Below are 20,280 nucleotides of genomic sequence, written 5' to 3'. Positions count from 1 at the left end.
AAGAACGCTTACACCCAGCAGCCCTCCCAGCTGGGTTACAATCGAAAGCCGCACAAATGTGCGGCTTTTTTTCTTTTCAGCACAAGGATTACTCATGATCAAGGTAGGCATCGTCGGCGGAACCGGTTACACAGGCTCTGAACTTCTTCGCCTGTTGGCCCTGCACCCGCAGACCGAACTGAAAGCAATCACATCGCGAGGCGAAGCGGGTCAACCGGTGGCAGACATGTTCCCGGCGCTACGCAAACGCGTGAACATTGCTTTTTCAGAACCTACGTTTGAATCATTGAAAAATTGCGACGTGGTATTTTTCGCCACGCCCCATGGCGTGGCCATGGCCCAGTCTGCTGAACTGGTGAATGCAGGCATACGCGTCATTGATTTGGGCGCAGACTTTCGTCTGAAAAACACTGCCGAGTTCGAAAAGTGGTACGGCATGCCTCATTCAGAGCCAGAACTTTTAGGCCAAGCCTGCTATGGCCTGGTGGAATCAGCACGCGCTGAGCTGAAAAAGGCCAAACTGGTGGGGCTGGCAGGCTGTTACCCCACAGCGGTTCAACTGGCGTTGAAACCCTTGATCAGCCAGACAACACCGCTGATCGATGAGAACAACATTGTGGCCGATTGTAAATCGGGTGTTTCGGGCGCTGGCCGCAAGGCTGCAGTGGGTTCGCTGTTCTCGGAAGCAGCAGAGAGCTTCAAGGCCTATGGCGTAAGCGGCCACCGCCACCTGCCCGAAATTGAACAAGGCCTTGAATTGATTTCAGGCCGCAAAACCCAAATTACCTTTACCCCCCACCTGGTGCCCATGGTGCGCGGTATTTTGGCAACATGCTATGTGAAGCTGAACGAACAGGGCAAAAACACCGACATTCAGGCGCTTTACGAGCAACACTATGCCAACGAGTACTTTGTAGATGTGATGCCCAAGGGCTCACAGCCCGAAACCAAGTCGGTTCGCGGCTCCAACTTTGTGCGCATCGCCTTGCACCGCCCGCAAGGCCGCGACACGCTGGTCATTTTGTCGGTGATCGACAACTTGGTGAAAGGCGCTGCAGGCCAGGCCGTTCAAGCCATGAATGCCATGTTTGATTTGCCCGAACACATGGGCCTGGAACAGCTACCGCTGTCGCCTTGAGTCCAAAGGATTTGCTGGTTTGAACCCGAAAAAAACACACCATTCACGACGAACACTGCTTCCGGGGGTTAAACGGTCCTCCCGGTTTGCATTCGCTTACGGCCTGCTGCTGGGCCTTGTCATTTTGGGCGCATGCGCAGCTTATGCGATCTGGGGACCCAAGGACAATGCCATTCAGGGCTTGTTTTCCACCCAGGAAATTGAAGTGTTGAATGACCAACTGGCCGAACTTCAAGCCAAAACCATTGAAATGCAGGACGAAATTTCACGCACCAATGAACTGGTGAAGCTGGACAAAGAAGCGAGAAGCAAGCTGAACTTGCTGATCAGCAACCTGGAATCGGAAAATGCCAAGTTGAAAGAAGACCTGGCATTTTTTGAAGGTTTTATCCCAGGCAGCCTTCAGGGCGCCATTTCGCTGAAGCGTTTGCAGGTGAGCAAGGACACCATTCCAGGTCAATACCGCTACAAGGCACTCGTGATTCAAGGTAGCCAACGCCCGGAAATTACCCTGAATGTGCAGGTACTGATTAAAGTGTTGAACAAAGACGGATCCAGTGTCATAGTTTTACCGAACGCAGAGTCGTCCGAGGATCCCCAGTTCAAAATCAAACTGACCCGTTTTTCAAGGGTGTCGGGCATGTTTTCCCTCGCGGAAGACAGCAAGCTGCAAAGCGTGGAAATGAGAATTCTGGATGCGGGCGCCATACGCGCCCAATCAACCATCAAACTGTGAAGGGGTTTACACATGTTTTCGAAGAAGAATGCAAAGCGGCTGTTACCCATTCAAAGTTTGGTAGGCGCCGACATGGTGCTTAAAGGGGATTTACACTTCAAAGGTGGTCTGCGAATTGACGGTGAGGTGGATGGCAACGTGGTGGCCGACGAAAGCTCACAGTCACTTTTGGTCATTTCCGAGACCGGCAAGGTGCGCGGCAGCGTGCGCGTGGGCCATGTTGTGGTCAGCGGCCTGATTGAAGGCCCGATAGAAGCCAATCAGCTTCTGGAACTTCACCCTTCCGCAAATGTCTCAGGTGACGTAAGATATAGAGCATTGGAGATGCATCCGGGTGCTGTTGTTGACGGCACTTTGCATCACGAAAGTGAAGAAGTGGTGCCAAGCAGGCTGGCATTGGCATCAAGCAAGTAAAATCCAGCACATAGGCAGGACATGATGGAAGTAACTACGACAGAACAACCCAGCGTATTGGTCTTCACCGATTCAGCCGCAGCAAAAGTGCGCGACCTGATCAACGAAGAAGGCAACCCCAACCTGAAGCTGCGCGTATTCGTGCAGGGTGGTGGGTGCTCTGGTTTCCAGTACGGCTTTACCTTTGATGAAGACGTGAACGAAGACGACACCGCTTTGGACAAAGGCGGCGTGACCCTTTTGATCGATTCCATGAGTTACCAGTATTTGACTGGCGCAGAAATTGATTACAAGGAAGACATCAACGGCGCGCAATTCGTGATCAAGAACCCAAATGCCACAACTACCTGTGGCTGCGGATCCTCTTTCTCGGTGTAAACCGGAAGCGGGCTGGCACATTAATCCAGACCTGATCGATTAAACCCACCCTAGGGTGGGTTTTTTATTGGCCAAACAAACACATTCAATTGTCTCCACTACTTCTTTTTCCTGATTTCGCCATCATTGCGCTGGGCTATTTACTGCGCCGCTTCTGGATGGCACCTGCTGCCTGGGTCACCATTGAGAAACTGGTGTACTTCGTGCTGTTTCCCTGCCTGTTGTTTTTCTCGGTGGTGTCCAGCAATTTCAACGTAAACACCGTGGGTTCATTTGCTTTGGGTGGCCCCGCGATCGTGCTTGCATCATTTGTACTGGGCTGGCTGGGCCTGCTGGTCAACAAAATGGGCCGAGTGGATTTTGCGTCAGGCCTGCAAACAGCTTACCGGTTTAATTCTTACATCGGTCTGGCCCTTGCCAGCCGCCTGGGTGGGCAATCGGCCGTGGCGAACATTGCCATTTTGCTGGCCCTTTGTGTGCCACTTTGCAATGTGTTGGCTGTAGGCACCATGAGCAAGGGCGGGCGCTTTACCGCCTTTCTTGAAATTTTGAAGAACCCGCTCATTATTGGCACCAGCCTGGGCATTGCGGCCAAACTGCTGGGCGTTCAGGTGCCAGAACCCATGATGCTGACCCTGGAACGGCTGGCACAAGCCGCCGTGTCGCTGGGCTTGCTGGCAGTGGGGTCGGGGCTGGTGTTTTCCGGCTTGAAAGGAAATTGGGCCGTTTCGATCTGGTGGTTGACCGTCAAACTGGTGGCTGCCCCATTGGTGGCTGTGCTGTACGCGCACTTCATGAACTTGCCGGAAGAACAGGCGGTGGTGCTTCTGGTGTTCTCGGCCATCCCCTCGGCATCCAGTGCCTACATTCTGGCCGCACGCATGGGCGGCAATGCACCGCTGGTGGCATGCCTCATTTCAATGTCGACTGTGGGCGCGGCATTTACATTGCCATTGGTGTTTGCGGCTGTGCAGCGATTTCCGTTGTAAATGCTTTGCTGGTGCTTTTGCCAACTCGGCGGGGTTGCCCGATTCCGCACTGATTTGGACAAATATTCAAGTTGACTCGCCAGCCGACATCGGTTCTGGCATTTACCGCGGCATCAACAAGTCAACTTGCCGCTGTATCCAGGGCTTGATGCGATCAAGCCAATCAGGCGACAGCGGGTCAACCACTTCCTTGTTGGCAGTGGACCGCAGCCATGTAATTTGCCGCTTGGCCAGTTGACGGGTGGCGGCAATGCCCTTTTCCGTCATGTCCTGGTGGGTGCACGTGCCGTGCAAATATTCCCACACTTGCCGATAGCCCACACAGCGCATCGACGGCATGGTTTCGTCCAGTACATGGTTGTGGCGCAGTTCAATCACCTCTTCAATCAAACCTTGTTCAAGCATCGCGTGAAAACGCGCTTCGATGCGTTTGTGCAGCACGGCGCGATCGGAAGGCTCGATGGCCAGTGTTGGAATGACGGCGTCGGCCTGCTGATCGCGCACATGAAAAGCGGACAGCGGTTTGCCTGTGATTTGAAACACTTCCAGCGCACGTTGCAAGCGCTGCGAATCGTTGGGTTTCAGGCGCGCGGCTGTGGCCGGATCCACCACGGCCAGTTGTGCGTGAATTGCGGGCCAACCCTCTGCTGCGGCTTGCTGCTCGATGGCCTGACGAATGGCGGGATTGGCCACGGGCAGGTCGTCCATCCCGCTGACCAGGGTTTTGTAATACATCATGGTGCCCCCCAGAATAACGGGGACTTTACCCCGGGCCCGGATGTCATCGATCAGGATGTGGCATTGCTCAACAAATTCGGCAGCACTGAAGGCTTCACTGGGGGTGATAATGTCGATCAAATGGTGCGGCACCATGGCCAGCTCCTGCGGCGTGGGCTTGGCAGTGCCAATGTCCATGTCGCGAAACACAAGTGCGGAATCCAGGCTGATGATTTCAATTGGAAAGCCTTGGTCGGCCATCCACAAACCCAAGGCTGATTTGCCCGATGCGGTGGGCCCAAGCACGGCAAGTGCGGGAATGCTATGGGGTGCCTGATCAGCCATGATCCAACTCCTTACTGCCCACGCAAGAACCACTTGTCCATTTCAGACAGGCTGAAATGGCGCCAGGTGGGCCTGCCGTGGTTGCATTGGTCCGACCGTTCGGTGCGTTCCATGGAACGCAGCAAGGCGTTCATTTCCGGAACGGTGAGTTTGCGATTGGCCCGCACTGCCGTGTGGCACGCCAGCCCGGCGAGCCATTCGTTGCGCTGCCGTTCCAACACGTGTGCCACGCCGTACTGATGAAGGTCTTCAAGCCACTGTTGCAGCAGGGCCGACAAATCCTGGTCAGCCAGCATGGTGGGCACAGCGCGCACGGCAATTTCCTGCGTTGAAATCAAGCTCAACCTGAAACCCAGCTTTTCCCACAAGTGCTGGCCGTTGTCCACTTCACTGGCCAGGCGTGGGTCGATTTGCACTAGCAGTGGCACCAGCAGTTCTTGCGATGAAATGGTTTGCTGGTTGTCCAGCGCATGTTTGAATTGCTCGTACAGTACGCGTTCGTGGGCGGCGTGCATGTCCACTACCACCATGCCATCGGGCCGCAGGGCCAGAATGTAAATGCCGTGCACCTGGGCAATGGCCTGGCCCAAATAGTCGACGTCCTCTGCTGTGTGTTTCGCTGGTTCGGCATACACCGCTTTGGGCTGCGCAATGATTTGCGTGGGCCGGGGCGCGGCGTCCAATGGCCGGTAGGCCTGAATGTAATCGGCCAGTTCTTCGCGCAAAAACGGCAAGGCCGCGCTTTTGGGCTGAACCTGAACAGCAGATGCCCCGCCGTTGGCGCTTCGCCACACATTGCCGCTTGCCACAGTTGGCGCGCTGGGTGCAGGAAGTTCACCAGCGTCATTGGCCCCGCTGGCCTCGCTAAGCTGAACCACGGCACGGGAAGGCGCCAGGCAAGCCTGGATGGACTGCCGGACCCACTGGTGCACGGCGCGTGCGTTGCGGAAACGGACTTCGGTTTTGGCGGGGTGCACGTTCACGTCCACTTCGTTGGCGGGCAAATTCAAGAACAGCACAAATGATGGAAATTTGTCACCATGCAACACATCTTCGTAAGCAGACCTGACAGCGTGGTTGATCAGCTTGTCTTTCACAAACCGCCCATTCACATAGAAAAACTGCATGTCGCCTTTTCCGCGGGCTGCATCGGGCAGGCCCACGGCACCATGCAACTGCATGTCAGCGGCCCGCACTTCAATAGGCTTTGACGCACCATTGGCCATGGGCTCGAGAATGCTGAACACGCGGGCGCTCCAGCTGCTTTCCTGAAAGCGACTTTGCAGTTTGCCATCGCGATACACGAGCCAGGTAACGGACGGGTTGGCCAAGGCCATGCGCTTGACCACATCCAGACAATGAAAAAATTCAGTTTGCTCGGTTTTCAGAAACTTGCGCCGGGCCGGCGTGCTGAAGTACAGCGATTGAACATCCACGGTGGTACCGGGGCTGGCCGGCGATGGCTCAACAAGCCAGCTTCCGCTGTGGTTGCTGATGCAGTAAGCACTTTCCTGCCCGGCCGGGAAGCTGCTCAAGCCAAATTGGCTGACCGATGCGATGGATGCCAGCGCTTCGCCCCGAAAGCCAAGGCTCATCACGCTTTCCAATTCATTCAAAGACTGGATTTTTGAGGTGGCGTGGCGCATAACGGCCAACTCGAGTTCGTCTTTGGGTATGCCTTTCCCGTTGTCTTGAATGCAGATGCGCTGAATGCCCCCACCGTCAATGCGGATGGTGATTTCAGACGCACCCGCGTCCAGTGCATTCTCAAGCAACTCTTTAACAACAGAGGCTGGCCGGTCCACCACTTCGCCAGCGGCGATTTGGCTGATCAGCACATCGGGCAACAGGGATATTGGGCGGTGTTTCATCCGCCCATTATAAGTGGCTAAGCAGTAAATTTAGGTAAGCGGAGTGCGGGCCACAGGCGGGTTCTTGGCAAAGTATTTGGCGATGCCCCGCGCAATGGCTTCGGCCAGTTCCTGTTGATGCGCAGAATTGGCAAGCTTCTTTTCTTCGGCCGGGTTACTGATGAAGGCTGTTTCAATAAGAATCGACGGGATATCGGGAGCCTTCAACACGGCAAACCCGGCCTGCTCCACCCTGGGTTTGTGCAAGCGGTTGACCTTACCCAGATTGCCCAGCACGGCATCGCCCAGCTTCAGGCTGTCATTGATTTGCGCAGTGGTGGACAAGTCGAGCAAAACCCTGGCCAGCTGTGCATCAGTGCCTTTGATGTTCACGCCACCAATTAAATCAGATGCGTTTTCCTTGTTGGCAATCCACTTGGCCGCAGTGCTTGTGGCCCCCCTCTCGGACAACACGTAGACCGATGAACCACCCGCAGTTGGGCGGATGAAGGCATCTGCATGCACCGACACAAACAGGTCGGCATTCACGCTGCGGGCCTTCTGCACACGCGTATTCAAGGGTACAAAAAAGTCGCCATTGCGGGTCAGCATGGCGCGCATGCCAGGCATTTTGTCAATTTCAGCTTTCAGCTTTTTGCTGATGGCCAGCACCACGTTTTTCTCGTAGGTTCCGCCTTTGCCCACTGCACCGGGGTCTTCACCACCATGCCCGGGGTCAATGGCCACGGTGAACATGCGCTTCATTTCCAATGCCGGTTTGCTGTCAACGGGTGCATTGGGCTTGGCCTTGGCCACGTCGGTTTTCTGCGATTGTTCTGGCGCAATGCCTTCGAGCTTGAAGGCACCATTGGTCTCGGATTCAGCCAGACGCAGCGCGCGGGAAATTTCGTCCTCCCGCATTGCGGGGTCTTCTGACTTTTTTAACAAGGCCAGCAGCGGGTCTGTGGGGTTCTTGGGGTAAAAATCGACCACGAAGCGGTTTTTGTATTCTGCAATAGGATCGATCGTGAAAATTTCCGGCTTCACCTCGGTTTTCAGGTCGAACACCAAGCGTACGGTGTTGGCATCGTACTGCGCAACACGAATTTGCTGAACATAAGGATCGTCAGCCTGCAAGCGGCTGGTGAGGTCTTTCAGTGTGCTGTCGAGCCGCATGTCGAGCAGGTCGATCACCATGCGCCAGGGATTTTCAATCAGGAAGTGTTTGTACTTGATCGCGCCAGCGTGCTCTAGCGTGACCCGAGTGTATTCATCAGCGGGCCACAGGCGCACATCAACAAACCTCACCAGATCGGCCGCAAAAGCACCCACCGGGATCAGCTTCAGGAGCATTCCAGCCCCCACGGTTTTCAACAAGTCGCGACGCGAATTCATAGGCTATTGTTGTTTGCTCAGTTGTTCTATCAGCACCTGCCCTTTCGGCGAAAGGGCGTTCACTTCAATGCGCCGGCCTGCTGTTTCAGGACTGGCTTCGGGTTTGTCGTCAAGCTGATAACTCAACTCGATTTCAAGATCCGCTTGGGGCAGTAAACCACCGGCTTTCTCTGGCCATTCGACCAAACAGACGGCATTTTCCTCAAAGTAATCGCGGAACCCGGACTCTTGCCACTCATTCTGATCGAAGAATCGATAAAAATCAAAGTGATACACAGAATAATTCGAGAAATTGTAAGGTTCTACCAACGCATAGCTGGGGCTTTTGACCGCGCCCTGTACCCCCAAGGAGCGTAAAAACGCTCGCACCAGTGCTGTTTTACCGGCCCCAAGTGGCCCGGAAAGATAGATGCGAAGCGGTGCCTGGGCAAGTTGCGCCAGCTTTTCACCTACACTGTAGGTTGCGGCGTCATCAGGTAAATAGCGGGTATACGTTTTCATGCAGGCTCATCAGGAACAAGAGAACTGGGCATTGTTGCAAAGTGTAGCCAAAGCACAGGGCTTGGGCTGCATGGGCGTAAGCGACACCAATTTACAGGCCTGCGAACCCCATTTGCAGGCTTGGCTCAACGCGGGCATGCACGGCGAGATGGCGTACATGGAACGCCATGGACTGAACCGCCTGAATGCCGACACGGTGTTTCCCGGTGCGATTCGAATCGTATCACTGCGCGTACCCTACGTACCTGTAACAACGCTGAACCAACCCGATGCGGCGACATTCACCGAGAAAACCCTAAGTGAGATTGAGGCCTGCGAGAAACCCTATGTCAGTTTGTATGCCCGGGGACGCGATTACCACAAGGTAATTCGCCAGCGATTAAAACGATTTGCCGATGCGGTGAATACCCAAGTGTGCGGCTACGGGTTTCGAGTGGCCGTGGACAGCGCGCCCACAGCTGAAGTGGAAATTGCACGCAAGGCTGGCCTGGGCTGGCGGGGTAAACACACCTTGCTGATTCACCCGGATGAAGGTTCGCTTTTTTTCCTGGGCGAAGTGTTCACCAACATGCCACTGCCGGTAAGCGATGCGTTTGAAAAGAACCACTGCGGCAGTTGCAGCAGCTGCATGACCGTGTGCCCTACCCGCGCCATTGTGAAGCCCTACTTGGTGGATGCCCGGCGTTGCATTTCGTATTTGACCATTGAGCACGACAGCGCAATACCCGTTGAACTGCGCCCACTAATAGGCACCCGGATTTACGGCTGTGATGACTGCCAACTGGCCTGCCCCTGGAACAAATTTGCAAAGCCGGCAGAATACGCAGATTTCAATCCGCGAAAGGAATTTGATCAGCCGGACTGGTTTGTCATGATGCGCTGGACCGAGGAAGAATTTTTAAAACTTACCGAGGGCAGTGCCATTCGGCGGATTGGCTACAAAAGGTTTAGAAGGAATTTGGCCGTGGCCGCAGGCAACAGCGTGGGGGTTGCGGGTATTCGAGACGCGCTGCTTGGCATGCGGGCCAGTGCTGATGCGTTTTTGACCGAGCACATTGATTGGGCGCTTGAACGATTTTCAGTGGATTGAATGATGAATTGGATTCAAAAATTCCTGGCAGGCAGCTATCTCGCCTTGATTACAAACCTATGTTGGGCAGAAGGGGTTGAAGACCAAATTCTCAAGAACAATCTTGCCTACGCGGAAGTTATTGAACTGAATCAATACAGCCCGGGACATGAGAAAGGCCTGATGCTAAGACTTTTTGCTACACCGGCTCGCGATGAAAGGTGTGCTCTGGAAACAGGAGGCGTTTGCAAAAACAAACATGTGATCACCTCTGCAACTTTTGATGAACTGCCGGAAGTTCAAGTGCACGCACTGCAGGTGAAAGGCGAGTTCGTCAAAGCGGACTGGGCCGACTCCAAAAGCAAAGTAGCGAGTTCCGATCAAGCGGAGCTAATACTGACGTTTCGTAAATATCATCGATTGGCGACGCGAGCAAACCCAAAACTGACCAAAAAATTTTTCCGTGTAAAACTGAAGGTTACACAACAAGGAATCGAAGAGCACGATTTGTTTTGATGAATAAAACCAAGTGGTTTTTTGCTTTTTTACTACTTGGGTGCGGTCAAACTTGGATGCCCCAAACCGCCACAAAACAAGTCGATGTTTACAAAAATGCAGACGAAAAAGATCAAATCATTTTTTCAGTTGACCAAGGGACGACCTGCCTGCTGGGCAAAGAAACCATTGTGAAAGCGTACAAGCATCGCCAAATCAAATGCGACAAGGGCGAGGGCTGGGTTGTTTATCCCTACCACTTTAAGAAAACCAAGAATAGCTCATGAGCCGCATAGCCAACTTAATACGATTTACGCTGTTTGCATGTCTTTTTGCTTGCTTGAGCGAGACCCCAGGCAGCCACTGGATAACGCTCAAAGATTTAAAAATTTACACCGCTGTAAATTCAGATCAATACTTCACTGTTAAATCGGGCACTGCGTGCAGCAAAGGTGATTTCAGCTACGGCAAAGTGGATCGCTATTTGGAGGTTGAGCGTAACGGGAAAAGAGGTTGGCTGCTAGAGGACTCACTTTTGACTGAGCAAAAAGAACAACCCAAGTGAAACGTAAGTCGATACAGCTGGCCAAGCATGATTCAAACCTGAACCAGCCCAATCCGCTTGGGCTGGTTCAGGTTTGAATTGATGTTACGTCAAATAACTGGCTCGGTTTATTTTGCAGGCCTAACGATCGTATGCGCTTCACCCTCAGCACGCGGACGCACCACACCCACCTGGTAAACCTTTTCACCAGCCGCAGCCAGCAAATTCATGGCAGCCGTGGCTTGTTCTGCCGACAACACGACAATCATGCCAATGCCGCAGTTGAACACACGGTTCATTTCATCAAACGGTACCTGGCCATTTTCCTGCAGCCACTTGAACAATTCAGTTTCTGGCCAGGTCCCGCGATCCAGTTCGGCCACAAGGTTGTCTGGTAATACGCGGGGAATGTTTTCAACCAGACCACCGCCAGTGATGTGGGCCAATGCATGCACAGGTACTTTCTTGATCAATTCCAGCACGGGCTTCACATACATGCGTGTGGGGGCCATGATGGCTTCACGCAGCGGGATACCGTCGCACAGCTGGTTCAAATCAGGTTGCGCACGTTCCAGAATTTTGCGCACCAGCGAAAAACCATTGGAGTGAATGCCGTTGGAAGCCAGGCCAAGAATAACGTCGCCCGCTTTCACTTTGCTGGCATCCAGAATTTCAGACTTCTCAACAATGCCCACCGCAAAACCAGCCAGGTCGTATTCACCGTCGGGGTACATGCCAGGCATTTCCGCCGTTTCGCCGCCGATCAGTGCGCAACCCGCCTGTTCACAACCGTAAGCAATGCCGCCCACCACGCTGGCTGCTGTTTTTACATCAAGCTTGCCACACGCGAAATAGTCGAGGAAGTACAGGGGTTCAGCACCCTGCACCAAAATATCGTTGGCGCTCATGGCAACCAAATCAATACCCACCGTGTTGTGAATATTCCATTCAAAGGCCAAACGAAGTTTGGTACCTACACCGTCGGTACCGGAAACCAGCACGGGCTCTTTAAAGCCCTTGGGCACTTCAAACATGGCACCAAAACCGCCAATACCTGCCAACACGCCGGGGCGCATGGTGCGTTTGGCCAAGGGTTTGATGGCATCTACCAGATCGTCGCCGGCTTGCATGTCGACGCCAGCGTCTTTGTAGGTCAAGGGAGAATTCATTGAAATTCGATCCGAAAAATTGTGGGGCTGAGGTGCTTGCATCAGGTTTTTGGCCGCAAGCGCGATTGGGCTTATTTTAACCGAGACAAGGCTTAAAAAGTGCCATTCAAGGGTATTATTGGGGGCTGCTTGATTCTCCCCCCGCTTTGGCAATGCCCATGCAACAGTTGCTTCTCGATGTCTTCACGCCCCCAAGGCCCACGCTGTCCAACTTTCTGGTGGGGCAAAATGGCCAGCTTGTGCATGAATTGCAGCAACTGCGTGGCAAGCAAAGCACCAGCCCCTTTATTTACGTGTATGGCCCCCCCGGTTGCGGCAAAAGCCATTTATTGCGGGGTATTGCTGCCGAGTTGGGAGTGAATGTGGTGGCGGGCAACAACCGCTTTGTGTTCAAGCCCAGCGAACAGGCTTTGGTGATCGACAACATCGAACAACTGACCCCCTATTCACAGGTGCAGTTGTTCAACGCCTTCAATTCAAGCCTGGCCGAGAACAAACCCGGTAAAATCATTTTGGCGGGCGGGTTTCCAACGGCTGAATTAAAGCTGCGAGACGACTTGCGCACGCGCATTGAAGCGGGCCTGTGCCTGCGCGTGCAACCCTTGAGCGACCACGAGAAATACGAAGCACTGCAAGCCATGGCAACATCGCGCGGCCTGCAGCTTAGCGAGGAAGTGATTGAATACGCTCTGCGTTATTTTCAGCGTGACATGGGTTCGCTGATGGCGGTGATGGATGGGCTGGATCGCTTTTCCCTTGAACAACAAAAACCAGTGAGCGTGAATTTGCTGCGACACTGGATGAAACGACGAGAAAGTCTGGTAATTCGAGAATATGAAACTCGCACTTTTTGACCTGGACAACACCCTGTTGCCGATTGATTCCGACCACGGCTGGTCGCAATTCCTCATCGACAAAGGGGTGCTGGACCGCGCTGAATTTGAAGCCAGAAATGATCAGTTCTATGCCGACTACAAAGCGGGCACCTTGAACATTGATGAATTTCTCGACTTCCAGCTGCGCCCCCTGCGCGACAACAAACGCGCCCAACTGACGATTTGGCACCATGAGTTCATGGAGGAAGTGATCCGCCCCAACATCAAGCCCGGTGCAGTGGAACTTGTGAAACAGCATCAGGCCGACAATGCGGTGTGCGTGATCATCACGGCCACCAACAGCTTCATTACCCAGCCCATTGCCCGGGCATTTGGCATCGAAGCCTTGATTGCCACCGAACCTGAACTGGTGAACGGTGAATACACCGGCAAAGTGGATGGCCTGCCAAGCTTTCGGGAAGGCAAAGTGACACGCCTGAACGATTGGTTGGCGGAAAAAAACTGGGCCATGGACAGCTTCGAGAGTAGCCACTTTTACAGCGACTCGATCAACGATCTGCCCCTGCTGGAATGCGTCACCCACCCTGTGGCTGCAAACCCCGACCAAAAACTGACAGAAATCGCGCAAGCCCGAGGCTGGCCCGTACTTGAGTTGTTCAAATGATCAAAAAACTGTTCAAACGCATGTTCTCAAAACCCGCCACACTGGGGCGTGAGGCCCAAAAACCGGCGGCCCACCTGAACATGGGCGAATCCAGAAAAGTCAAAGCCAGCTATGGCGTACACAAACCCAAAGTGTGGGGTGTGGCCGAGCACAAAATTGACAAACGGCTGGTCAGCCACAATGCCATTCGCGTGTGTGAAACCCTGCAAAGCAAGGGTTACAAAGCCTTCGTGGTGGGCGGTGCGGTGCGCGACCTGCTGCTGGGCATGCGCCCCAAAGACTTCGACGTGGCCACCGACGCCAGCCCCGATCAAACCCAGCGCCTGTTCCGCCGTGCGCGGGTTATTGGGCGCCGCTTCCAGATCGTGCATGTGATGTTCGGCCCGGAAACCATTGAAACATCCACCTTCCGTGCACTGGCCAGCGCCAGCAACGAGAAAGACGAACATGGCCGCGTGCTGCGCGACAATGAATTCGGTCGTCAGGATGAAGATGCTTCGCGCCGCGACTTCACCGTGAACGCCATGTATTACGACCCCAGTACCGAAACCGTGTGGGACTACCACCACGGCATGGAAGACCTGCGTGCCAATTTGCTGCGCATGATCGGCGAACCCAGCCTGCGTTATCGCGAAGACCCGGTGCGCATGCTGCGCGTGGTGCGCTTTGCCGCGAAGCTGAATTTCGACATTGAACCAGCCACTTACGCGCCCATTGCAGAGCTGGCCGACTTGCTGCGCAATGTACCGGCTTCCCGGCTGTTTGATGAAATGCTGAAACTGCTGATGAGCGGTTCGGCCATGGCCTGCCTGAAAGGTCTGCGTGAAGCGGGTTTGCACCACGGCGTATTTCCGCTGCTCGACGCCATTCTGGAACACGAGCGTGGCGAGCCTTTCCTGACCGAGGCGCTGGCCCGCACCGACAAGCGAGTCAAAGAAGGCAAACCACTCAGCCCTGGCTTCCTGTTCGCCTGTTTGTTGTGGCACCTGGTTTTGGAAAGCTGGGAAGAAAAGCTGGAGCAAGGTGAATTGAAATTCCCTGCCCTGTTTGCAGCCATGGACGATGTACTGGCCGAGCAAGCCGAACGCACCGCCATTCCGCGCCGCCTGACAGGCGACATGCGTGAAATTTGGGCCTTCCAGCCCCGTTTTGAAAAACGCGCCGGCAAGGCCCCGTTTCGCATGCTGGAACAACAGAAATTCCGCGCATCGCTTGATTTTTACGAGCTGCGTGCCATGGTGGGTGATATCGACGCTGACGTGGAATTGGCCAAGTGGTGGCGTGAATTCAGCGACGGTGAAGTGAACAACCGCGAAAACATGCTGGAGGCCCTTCGCGGCACACCTGCCGGCACGGACGGCGCGGCCAAGAAGAAAAGACGCCGTAGAAAACCCAAAATCAGTGTTGGCGGCCAGAACACTGGCGCGACCGAACAAGGGCAGCAAGACGAGTGAAAGGGCTTTCCAGTGACACCCCGTGTTATTTGGGCCTGGGTGGCAATTTGGGCCACCCCATGGCGCTGTTCGACGAAGTGGTGCAATATTTTCAGCGCCACCCGCTGTCCCGGAATGTAAAAGAATCGCCCCGCTATGAAAGCGCCCCGGTGGATGCCACTGGCCCGAATTACGTCAATTCCGTGCTGGAAATTCAATGGCTGGGCAGCGCTGAAGAGTTGCTCAAGGCCTGCCTGGGCCTGGAAACCCAATTGGGCCGTGTGCGCACCACGCGCAACGCCCCGCGCCCCATTGATGTGGATGTACTCTTGTTTGGTCAGCAAACCGTTAATACGCCAACCCTGACCGTGCCGCACCCCCGCATGCACCTGCGCCGCTTTGTGCTGGAACCGCTGCTGCAACTGAACCCGGATGTGCAAATTCCGGCTTTGGGTTTTGCCCGGAATTATTTGCCCGCCACACAGGATCAGATCGTCAAGGCAATTTGAGCCTTTTTTCCAATGCCCGCAGTACCCGTGCGCTACACTGAGGCCGCGCGCAAGCCACACCCACCGGAGATTGAATTTGTTGTCAGAAAAGTATCGCCACATCGTGATTGAAGGGCCCATTGGCGTGGGTAAGACCTCGCTGGCCCGCTTGATCGCCCAGCGATTCCAGGCCGAACTGCTGCTTGAAAAACCTGAAGACAACCCGTTTCTGGAAAAGTTTTACCAGGAGCCCGCGCGATATGCACTGCCCACACAATTGTTTTTTCTGTTTCAGCGCATTGGCCAGTTGCGGGATTTAACGCAACGCGACTTTTTCGAGAACATGGTGGTAAGCGACTTTTTGCTGGAAAAAGACCGCATGTTTGCCAACCTGACGCTGGACGAAGAAGAACTGAAGCTTTACCAGCAGATCTATCAGCACCAGCGCCCACAAACCAGTGTGCCCGATTTGGTCATTTATCTGCAGGCCTCGCCACAGGCGCTGATTGAACGCGTGCAGAAACGCGCCACGCCTTACGAGGTCAACATTACCGAGGCTTATCTGTCGCAGTTAAGCGATGCATACAGCCGCTTTTTCTACCACTACGACGACGCCCCCCTGTTGATTGTGAACACCGAGCACTTGAACCCGGTTGACCATTCAGAAGACTTCGAGCTGCTGCTGAACCAGATCGACGGCATGAAAGGCCGCCGCGAATTCTTCAACTGGTCGGAATAAAGCACAACACGCACAACACGAGAGCACACACCATGAGCGCACAACCCCAAGCCGCTGCCGGCAGCAAACGCAAAGCGATTACCTTGCCTGCGCTGCTTGAGATGAAGCAGAATCAGGAAAAAATTGCCATGCTGACCTGTTACGACGCCTGCTTTGCCAGCGTGCTCGATGCCAGTGGCGTGGACATTTTGCTGATTGGCGATTCACTGGGCATGGTGTTGGCCGGTATGCCCAGCACCCTGCCGGTGACCATGGACATGATGGAGTACCACACCCGCTGCGTGGCCGCGGGCAACACCAATGCCTTCGTGGTGGCCGACATGCCGTTTGGCAGTTACCAGGAAAGCGTGGAACAAGCCTACCGAAATGCCGCCCGCCTGATGTCCGCTGGCGCCAACATGGTGAAACTGGAGGGCACCGCCTGGCTGGCCCCCACCGTGGAATACCTGACCACGCGCGACATTCCCGTGTGTGCGCACCTGGGTTTGACCCCACAGTCGGTCAGCGCGCTAGGCGGTTACCGTGTGCAAGGCCGCGACGCAAAAGCAGCCAAGATATTGAAAACAAACGCCAAGGCCATGCAGGAAGCCGGCGCACAACTGGTGTTGTTCGAACTGATTCCGGGCAAACTGGCCGCCGACATTTCAAAAAGCCTGACCGTGCCCACCATTGGCATTGGCGCCGGGGTTGATTGCGACGGACAAGTTTTGGTGCTGCACGACATGCTGAATGTTTTCCCAGGAAAAAAACCGAAGTTTGTGCGCAATTTCATGGATAATCAGCCCTCGATTCAAGCTGCCGTGCAGGCCTATGTGTCTGCTGTAAAAGACAAAACCTTCCCCACGGCCGAACACACATTCTGAGTATTCAATGAGACAGATTTCCTCCATTACCGAGCTGCGCGACCAGCTGCGCGGCCAGAACCGGGTGGCTTTTGTGCCCACCATGGGCAATTTGCACGAAGGACACCTTTCCCTGATGCGCATTGCGGCCAAGCATGGCGACCCCGTGGTGGCCAGCGTGTTTGTAAACCGCCTGCAGTTTGGCCCCAATGAAGACTTTGACAAGTACCCGCGCACCATGCAGGAAGACGCGGACCAACTGGAAAAAGAGCACGTGTACGTGATGTTCGCCCCCACCGAGCGCGACCTTTACCCCGAACCGCAAGACTACCGTGTGAAGCCACCAGACGACCTGGGTGGCACACTGGAAGGCGAGTTCCGCCCCGGCTTCTTCGAAGGCGTGTGCACCGTGGTGACCAAGCTGTTTAACTGCGTGCAACCCAAAGTGGCGGTATTTGGCAAAAAAGACTACCAGCAGCTGATGATTATTCGCCGCCTGGTGGCCCAGCTGGCTATGCCGATCGAAATCATCGCCGCACCCACCATTCGGGCCGAAGACGGCTTGGCGCTCTCATCGCGCAACCGCTACCTGAACCAGCAAGACCGCGCCGAAGCACCGTTTTTGTATCAACTTTTGAATGATCTCTCGAATCAGGTAAAATCGGGTCGCCCGAATTTGGACCAGTTGGTACAATTGGAGCGCAAATGTGCCGACACACTGGCAAGCCGTGGCTGGAAGCCCGATTATTTTGAGGTACGCAGGCAAGCAGACCTGCAGCGCCCCACCGATGAAAACCTGTCCGATCAAACGCCGCTGGTCATTTTGGCCGCGGCCAAGCTGGGTCAAACCCGCCTGATCGACAATCTGGAGATTGCGTAATGCAACGTGAAATGTTGCTCGGTAAAATTCACCGGGCCAAAGTGACCCACTGCGAACTTCACTATGAAGGCTCGTGCGCAATTGACGAAAACCTGCTGGAGGCTTCGGGCATTATCGAATTCCAGCGCATTGACATTTACGTGATCGACAACGGTGAGCGTTTTTCAACCTATGCCATCAAGGGTGAACGCGGTAGCGGCATGATTTCCCTGAATGGCGCCGCAGCACGCCGCGCCCAAAAAGGTGATTTGGTAATTATCGCGGCCTATGGCACGCTGGACGACACGGAATGCAAAACATTCCAGCCCAAGCTTGTGTTTGTGGATGACAACAATGTGATCGCTGAACAGCGGGGGTATATTCCCACGCAGCAGATTTAAACAGAGGATCAGCGTAGCCTACAGTTGACTTGGCTCATGGTGTTATTGATCACCGTGACCGAACCCGATTCTGTGCCAAGCGTCTTTAAACTCCGGTTTTTCATACGATTTGGGTTGTAGCCAAAACGAAACTTTCCCATCCTTCTCTCCACGATGGGCAAGTTCTCTCACCTCATCGGGTTTCAAAACGTAGACATTCGGCTCAGAAGTGACGTTGTTCACAATTAACCAAAAATCTCCCAGGATTGAGTCGATTGAGCTTCCCAATGGAACTGGGCTTCTTTTGGACAACGCTTTTACCTGTACACCAATAAAATCCGCACCTTCTTTGCTGTAGGCAATGATATCTATTCCACGTGCATTCCTTGCAGTGGGCATTACATTCCACCCCATACACGACAACTTATAGCAGGCGTAATACATACCAACATTACCCGTGACCTGTGTCTGCATCTTCATTGGCTTAATTTCTCACAGTTGCTCAACTTGCAAGAATACTTTGACGACAGCGGAAGCGCTAATATTGAGGCCCGTGATATTAATCAAAGCTTCAGATTCTTTGCAACATTGAATCCGTGACGAACCGCTGCACCACTTGAACCATCGGCGTTCTGAGGAATGAACTCTTCCACATACTCGGCAAAACTCAAGGTGAGAGTCTCTTGATCGAGCTGATCAGCCTCGCCTAGATGCATTGATACATTCGAAATAATCACATCCTTCATTGTGAACTTAAAATACTCCAGTGGCATCGCGCCAGACTTTCTCTTCACCAGCACATCCTGCTCAAACTGCATGCCTGCACAACACAGCGCGTGCAGTACTGGTGATGAACGATCAACATATTTGGTAATGGAGAGCGCTTGGAGTTCGGGTCGCCCAACACAGCCGCCTCGCCCGGTTTGATTTGTTGACGACAAGCTAATACCCCACTTAGCCCGAATGAGTTCAATCTCACCCTTGTGTTTGGCATCGACAGAATCACCCTTCACATCGCCAATTTTCAAAAACATGTCTACTTTCAAAAAGTACTCCTTTAATTCAAATTTTTACCCAATCGCAAAGGCAATGAAAATCAAATGACCCGTTATCCACCAATCTTTTTTAGTGCTGGATCCAATCTGTCACGCAAGTTTTTGTAGTTTCCCTGCGTACCATCCCAAATACGCAAGCTACTAAAGAACTTGTGCATTTCGTCCAAACTGGGTGGACATTTCAACTCAAAACCAGTTGCGGGCCCTGTGGCCGTTTTTACGTTTTTTCCTTCAAGCCAATCTTGAAATACGCTCTTATTTTTTGGATATCGATTCAAATTGGCCAACAGGTAGGCGAACAAGTGCAGGTTATCTTTGCTCCCGTCTTTAAAAATACCTGCGTCACAAATCAATGACGAATTTTTACTTACCTTGCTCTCCCACACCTTTTTGGCTTGTAAGGTCATTGCGTTGTACTCAAGCATTTTTCTTTTCGCATATTTCATGGTGGTCGCATCAATCATCACTTGCGCGTCCTCATTGGCCAGCAACGCTTTGGCTATTTGCCAATCAGGCGTGTTCATCATTCCACCTGCGTTACGCCGTTCAGCCTGATCGTAGATTCTGTCCGCCGTTCTCGCATCAATACGCCCATCAACTTCAGCTTGCCGCAAGATAGCACTCAACACAGCCTTGGCTTCATCATTCGTGGAGACATCAAACTGAAAAACACCGAATGACAAACCGCTATTCTCGTTGGCCACACTGGGCTTGTAGCGAACGTCGGTGGTATTGAAAAAACTACCTTCCGCAGCACCCGCAATCACCAGTGTTTGTTCAAGGGTTGGCATTCACATCCTCGACGAGCGGTATTGTTGTGAATTGAATTCCGTAGATTGAGAAATCTTCAGGTGAATTCGCAGGCATCACGGCAATCAGGTTTCCCGTATTGATGGCCAAAACCCGACAGCCGGAGTCGATGGAATAGCCCACAGACTCGCGCCAGTCCTGCGGTTCTTGCATCAGGCTTGGGGGATAAGGATTTGTTTTGTTTGACTCGGCAACAATCAGGATGCACTCTGATTCATCCATGCTTTTCAAAAGAATTCTCTCTGCGGACGCAGCAACGTTCTCTCGAACACTCAGTTCAACACGATCTGTAACATTCAAAGTCCCCGTTGAATTCAAGATCAATAGCTGATCCGTTTCAATCAAGCTGTTGGAATACTTCACAGTTCGCCACTCGCCCTGCCCTTCAAAAGAACACCTGACATCAAAGATCAGGTTGTCTGGACCAATGCGTA

26 protein-coding genes are annotated in these 20,280 nt (G+C 53.6%); 17 read left to right on the top strand and 9 right to left on the bottom strand.

The genetic code is table 11. The features are described from left to right. The first annotated feature begins 94 nt into the window (after positions 1-94). From argC to V7028_RS12955, 5 genes are all read left to right on the top strand, one after another. Complete coding sequence (gene argC / locus V7028_RS12975) at positions 95-1,138, top strand: N-acetyl-gamma-glutamyl-phosphate reductase (RefSeq protein WP_334120504.1); 1,044 nt, start codon at positions 95-97, stop codon at positions 1,136-1,138. A gap of 19 nt (positions 1,139-1,157) precedes the next feature. Then, entirely contained in the window at positions 1,158-1,874 is a 717-nt protein-coding gene (locus V7028_RS12970; protein ID WP_334120503.1) for a DUF6776 family protein, read from the top strand. Positions 1,875-1,886: 12 nt separating this feature from the next. Further along, on the top strand, positions 1,887-2,288 hold the full coding sequence (locus V7028_RS12965; RefSeq protein ID WP_334120502.1) for a bactofilin family protein: 402 nt from the start codon (positions 1,887-1,889) through the stop codon (positions 2,286-2,288). Positions 2,289-2,309: 21 nt separating this feature from the next. Then, positions 2,310-2,666 carry an iron-sulfur cluster insertion protein ErpA gene (erpA, locus tag V7028_RS12960; protein ID WP_159568322.1) on the top strand — a complete coding sequence of 119 codons (357 nt, stop codon included), beginning with the start codon at positions 2,310-2,312 and terminating at the stop codon, positions 2,664-2,666. Between the two features lie 89 nt (positions 2,667-2,755). Continuing rightward, positions 2,756-3,655, top strand: coding sequence for an AEC family transporter (locus V7028_RS12955; protein ID WP_334120501.1), 900 nt, complete (start codon positions 2,756-2,758; stop codon positions 3,653-3,655). Positions 3,656-3,757: 102 nt separating this feature from the next. Here the strand turns inward: V7028_RS12955 and miaA are convergent, their stop codons facing one another. The 4 genes from miaA to tsaE are packed head-to-tail and all read right to left on the bottom strand — an operon-like array spanning position 3,758 to position 8,463. Continuing rightward, positions 3,758-4,717: a tRNA (adenosine(37)-N6)-dimethylallyltransferase MiaA gene (gene miaA, locus V7028_RS12950; protein ID WP_334120500.1), complete on the bottom strand. Its 960-nt coding sequence runs from the start codon at positions 4,715-4,717 to the stop codon at positions 3,758-3,760. Between the two features lie 11 nt (positions 4,718-4,728). Then, positions 4,729-6,588: a DNA mismatch repair endonuclease MutL gene (mutL, locus tag V7028_RS12945; RefSeq protein WP_334120499.1), complete on the bottom strand. Its 1,860-nt coding sequence runs from the start codon at positions 6,586-6,588 to the stop codon at positions 4,729-4,731. A gap of 30 nt (positions 6,589-6,618) precedes the next feature. Beyond that, positions 6,619-7,962, bottom strand: a complete 1,344-nt coding sequence (locus V7028_RS12940) for an N-acetylmuramoyl-L-alanine amidase (protein ID WP_334120498.1) — start codon at positions 7,960-7,962, stop codon at positions 6,619-6,621. 3 nt (positions 7,963-7,965) lie between these two features. Beyond that, entirely contained in the window at positions 7,966-8,463 is a 498-nt protein-coding gene (tsaE, locus tag V7028_RS12935) for a tRNA (adenosine(37)-N6)-threonylcarbamoyltransferase complex ATPase subunit type 1 TsaE (protein ID WP_334120497.1), read from the bottom strand. Between tsaE and queG the strand changes: the two genes are divergently transcribed. The 4 genes from queG to V7028_RS12915 are packed head-to-tail and all read left to right on the top strand — an operon-like array spanning position 8,462 to position 10,592. Next, positions 8,462-9,553, top strand: coding sequence for a tRNA epoxyqueuosine(34) reductase QueG (gene queG / locus V7028_RS12930; protein WP_334120496.1), 1,092 nt, complete (start codon positions 8,462-8,464; stop codon positions 9,551-9,553). The genes tsaE and queG overlap by 2 nt on opposite strands. Positions 9,554-9,556: 3 nt before the next feature. Then, positions 9,557-10,048, top strand: coding sequence for a hypothetical protein (locus tag V7028_RS12925; RefSeq protein WP_334120495.1), 492 nt, complete (start codon positions 9,557-9,559; stop codon positions 10,046-10,048). Continuing rightward, entirely contained in the window at positions 10,048-10,314 is a 267-nt protein-coding gene (locus V7028_RS12920) for a hypothetical protein (protein ID WP_334120494.1), read from the top strand. Before V7028_RS12925 ends, V7028_RS12920 begins: the two co-directional genes overlap by 1 nt. Beyond that, positions 10,311-10,592, top strand: a complete 282-nt coding sequence (locus V7028_RS12915; protein WP_334120493.1) for a hypothetical protein — start codon at positions 10,311-10,313, stop codon at positions 10,590-10,592. The genes V7028_RS12920 and V7028_RS12915 overlap by 4 nt, the downstream gene beginning before the upstream one ends. Before the next feature lie 107 nt (positions 10,593-10,699). Here V7028_RS12915 and purM read toward each other — a convergent pair whose 3' ends face one another. Next, the gene (purM, locus tag V7028_RS12910; protein WP_334120492.1) at positions 10,700-11,740 is read right to left on the bottom strand and encodes a phosphoribosylformylglycinamidine cyclo-ligase; all 1,041 of its coding nucleotides are present in this window, start codon (positions 11,738-11,740) and stop codon (positions 10,700-10,702) included. A 158-nt stretch (positions 11,741-11,898) separates the two neighbouring features. Between purM and V7028_RS12905 the strand changes: the two genes are divergently transcribed. From V7028_RS12905 to panD, 8 genes are all read left to right on the top strand, one after another. Further along, positions 11,899-12,594: an HdaA/DnaA family protein gene (locus tag V7028_RS12905; protein WP_334120491.1), complete on the top strand. Its 696-nt coding sequence runs from the start codon at positions 11,899-11,901 to the stop codon at positions 12,592-12,594. Next, positions 12,575-13,240, top strand: a complete 666-nt coding sequence (locus tag V7028_RS12900) for an HAD family hydrolase (protein ID WP_334120490.1) — start codon at positions 12,575-12,577, stop codon at positions 13,238-13,240. Before V7028_RS12905 ends, V7028_RS12900 begins: the two co-directional genes overlap by 20 nt. After that, entirely contained in the window at positions 13,237-14,694 is a 1,458-nt protein-coding gene (gene pcnB / locus V7028_RS12895) for a polynucleotide adenylyltransferase PcnB (RefSeq protein ID WP_334120489.1), read from the top strand. The genes V7028_RS12900 and pcnB overlap by 4 nt, the downstream gene beginning before the upstream one ends. Beyond that, complete coding sequence (gene folK / locus V7028_RS12890) at positions 14,691-15,182, top strand: 2-amino-4-hydroxy-6-hydroxymethyldihydropteridine diphosphokinase (protein ID WP_334120488.1); 492 nt, start codon at positions 14,691-14,693, stop codon at positions 15,180-15,182. Before pcnB ends, folK begins: the two co-directional genes overlap by 4 nt. Before the next feature lie 70 nt (positions 15,183-15,252). Continuing rightward, on the top strand, positions 15,253-15,900 hold the full coding sequence (locus V7028_RS12885) for a deoxynucleoside kinase (protein ID WP_442918743.1): 648 nt from the start codon (positions 15,253-15,255) through the stop codon (positions 15,898-15,900). Positions 15,901-15,932: 32 nt separating this feature from the next. Beyond that, complete coding sequence (gene panB / locus V7028_RS12880) at positions 15,933-16,763, top strand: 3-methyl-2-oxobutanoate hydroxymethyltransferase (protein ID WP_334120486.1); 831 nt, start codon at positions 15,933-15,935, stop codon at positions 16,761-16,763. A gap of 7 nt (positions 16,764-16,770) precedes the next feature. Next, positions 16,771-17,622 carry a pantoate--beta-alanine ligase gene (panC, locus tag V7028_RS12875; protein WP_334120485.1) on the top strand — a complete coding sequence of 284 codons (852 nt, stop codon included), beginning with the start codon at positions 16,771-16,773 and terminating at the stop codon, positions 17,620-17,622. Next, positions 17,622-18,002: an aspartate 1-decarboxylase gene (gene panD, locus V7028_RS12870; RefSeq protein ID WP_334120484.1), complete on the top strand. Its 381-nt coding sequence runs from the start codon at positions 17,622-17,624 to the stop codon at positions 18,000-18,002. Before panC ends, panD begins: the two co-directional genes overlap by 1 nt. Positions 18,003-18,044: 42 nt before the next feature. Here the strand turns inward: panD and V7028_RS12865 are convergent, their stop codons facing one another. The 4 genes from V7028_RS12865 to V7028_RS12850 all read right to left on the bottom strand — a co-directional run. Next, positions 18,045-18,461 (bottom strand): hypothetical protein, encoded by a 417-nt coding sequence (locus V7028_RS12865; RefSeq protein ID WP_334120483.1) that lies wholly within the window; start codon positions 18,459-18,461, stop codon positions 18,045-18,047. A gap of 83 nt (positions 18,462-18,544) precedes the next feature. Further along, entirely contained in the window at positions 18,545-19,027 is a 483-nt protein-coding gene (locus tag V7028_RS12860) for an Hcp family type VI secretion system effector (RefSeq protein ID WP_334120482.1), read from the bottom strand. A gap of 62 nt (positions 19,028-19,089) precedes the next feature. After that, a complete protein-coding gene (locus V7028_RS12855) occupies positions 19,090-19,827 on the bottom strand; it encodes a hypothetical protein (protein WP_334120481.1) in 738 nt (245 codons plus the stop codon). Then, a partial coding sequence (locus tag V7028_RS12850) for a hypothetical protein (RefSeq protein ID WP_334120480.1) occupies positions 19,814-20,280 on the bottom strand: 467 nt, incomplete at its 5' end. The genes V7028_RS12855 and V7028_RS12850, both read right to left, overlap by 14 nt.

The sequence above is a fragment of the Limnobacter sp. genome (assembly GCF_036846585.1).
Lineage (GTDB): Bacteria > Pseudomonadota > Gammaproteobacteria > Burkholderiales > Burkholderiaceae_B > Limnobacter.
This window is presented reverse-complemented; position numbering and strand designations above follow the sequence as displayed.

Excerpts from the sequence above, each read along its gene's own strand:
- V7028_RS12905 (WP_334120491.1), top strand. The coding sequence starts at position 11,899 with ATGCAACAGTTGCTTCTCGATGTCTTCACGCCCCCAAGGCCCACGCTG.
- panD (WP_334120484.1), top strand. The coding sequence starts at position 17,622 with ATGCAACGTGAAATGTTGCTCGGTAAAATTCACCGGGCCAAAGTGACC.
- V7028_RS12920 (WP_334120494.1), top strand. The coding sequence starts at position 10,048 with ATGAATAAAACCAAGTGGTTTTTTGCTTTTTTACTACTTGGGTGCGGT.
- panC (WP_334120485.1), top strand. The coding sequence starts at position 16,771 with ATGAGACAGATTTCCTCCATTACCGAGCTGCGCGACCAGCTGCGCGGC.
- V7028_RS12855 (WP_334120481.1), bottom strand. The coding sequence starts at position 19,827 with ATGCCAACCCTTGAACAAACACTGGTGATTGCGGGTGCTGCGGAAGGT.
- queG (WP_334120496.1), top strand. The coding sequence starts at position 8,462 with ATGCAGGCTCATCAGGAACAAGAGAACTGGGCATTGTTGCAAAGTGTA.
- purM (WP_334120492.1), bottom strand. The coding sequence starts at position 11,740 with ATGAATTCTCCCTTGACCTACAAAGACGCTGGCGTCGACATGCAAGCC.
- V7028_RS12965 (WP_334120502.1), top strand. The coding sequence starts at position 1,887 with ATGTTTTCGAAGAAGAATGCAAAGCGGCTGTTACCCATTCAAAGTTTG.
- V7028_RS12865 (WP_334120483.1), bottom strand. The coding sequence starts at position 18,461 with ATGAAGATGCAGACACAGGTCACGGGTAATGTTGGTATGTATTACGCC.
- erpA (WP_159568322.1), top strand. The coding sequence starts at position 2,310 with ATGATGGAAGTAACTACGACAGAACAACCCAGCGTATTGGTCTTCACC.
- mutL (WP_334120499.1), bottom strand. The coding sequence starts at position 6,588 with ATGAAACACCGCCCAATATCCCTGTTGCCCGATGTGCTGATCAGCCAA.
- argC (WP_334120504.1), top strand. The coding sequence starts at position 95 with ATGATCAAGGTAGGCATCGTCGGCGGAACCGGTTACACAGGCTCTGAA.
- tsaE (WP_334120497.1), bottom strand. The coding sequence starts at position 8,463 with ATGAAAACGTATACCCGCTATTTACCTGATGACGCCGCAACCTACAGT.
- V7028_RS12900 (WP_334120490.1), top strand. The coding sequence starts at position 12,575 with ATGAAACTCGCACTTTTTGACCTGGACAACACCCTGTTGCCGATTGAT.
- miaA (WP_334120500.1), bottom strand. The coding sequence starts at position 4,717 with ATGGCTGATCAGGCACCCCATAGCATTCCCGCACTTGCCGTGCTTGGG.
- pcnB (WP_334120489.1), top strand. The coding sequence starts at position 13,237 with ATGATCAAAAAACTGTTCAAACGCATGTTCTCAAAACCCGCCACACTG.
- V7028_RS12940 (WP_334120498.1), bottom strand. The coding sequence starts at position 7,962 with ATGAATTCGCGTCGCGACTTGTTGAAAACCGTGGGGGCTGGAATGCTC.
- V7028_RS12915 (WP_334120493.1), top strand. The coding sequence starts at position 10,311 with ATGAGCCGCATAGCCAACTTAATACGATTTACGCTGTTTGCATGTCTT.
- V7028_RS12925 (WP_334120495.1), top strand. The coding sequence starts at position 9,557 with ATGAATTGGATTCAAAAATTCCTGGCAGGCAGCTATCTCGCCTTGATT.
- panB (WP_334120486.1), top strand. The coding sequence starts at position 15,933 with ATGAGCGCACAACCCCAAGCCGCTGCCGGCAGCAAACGCAAAGCGATT.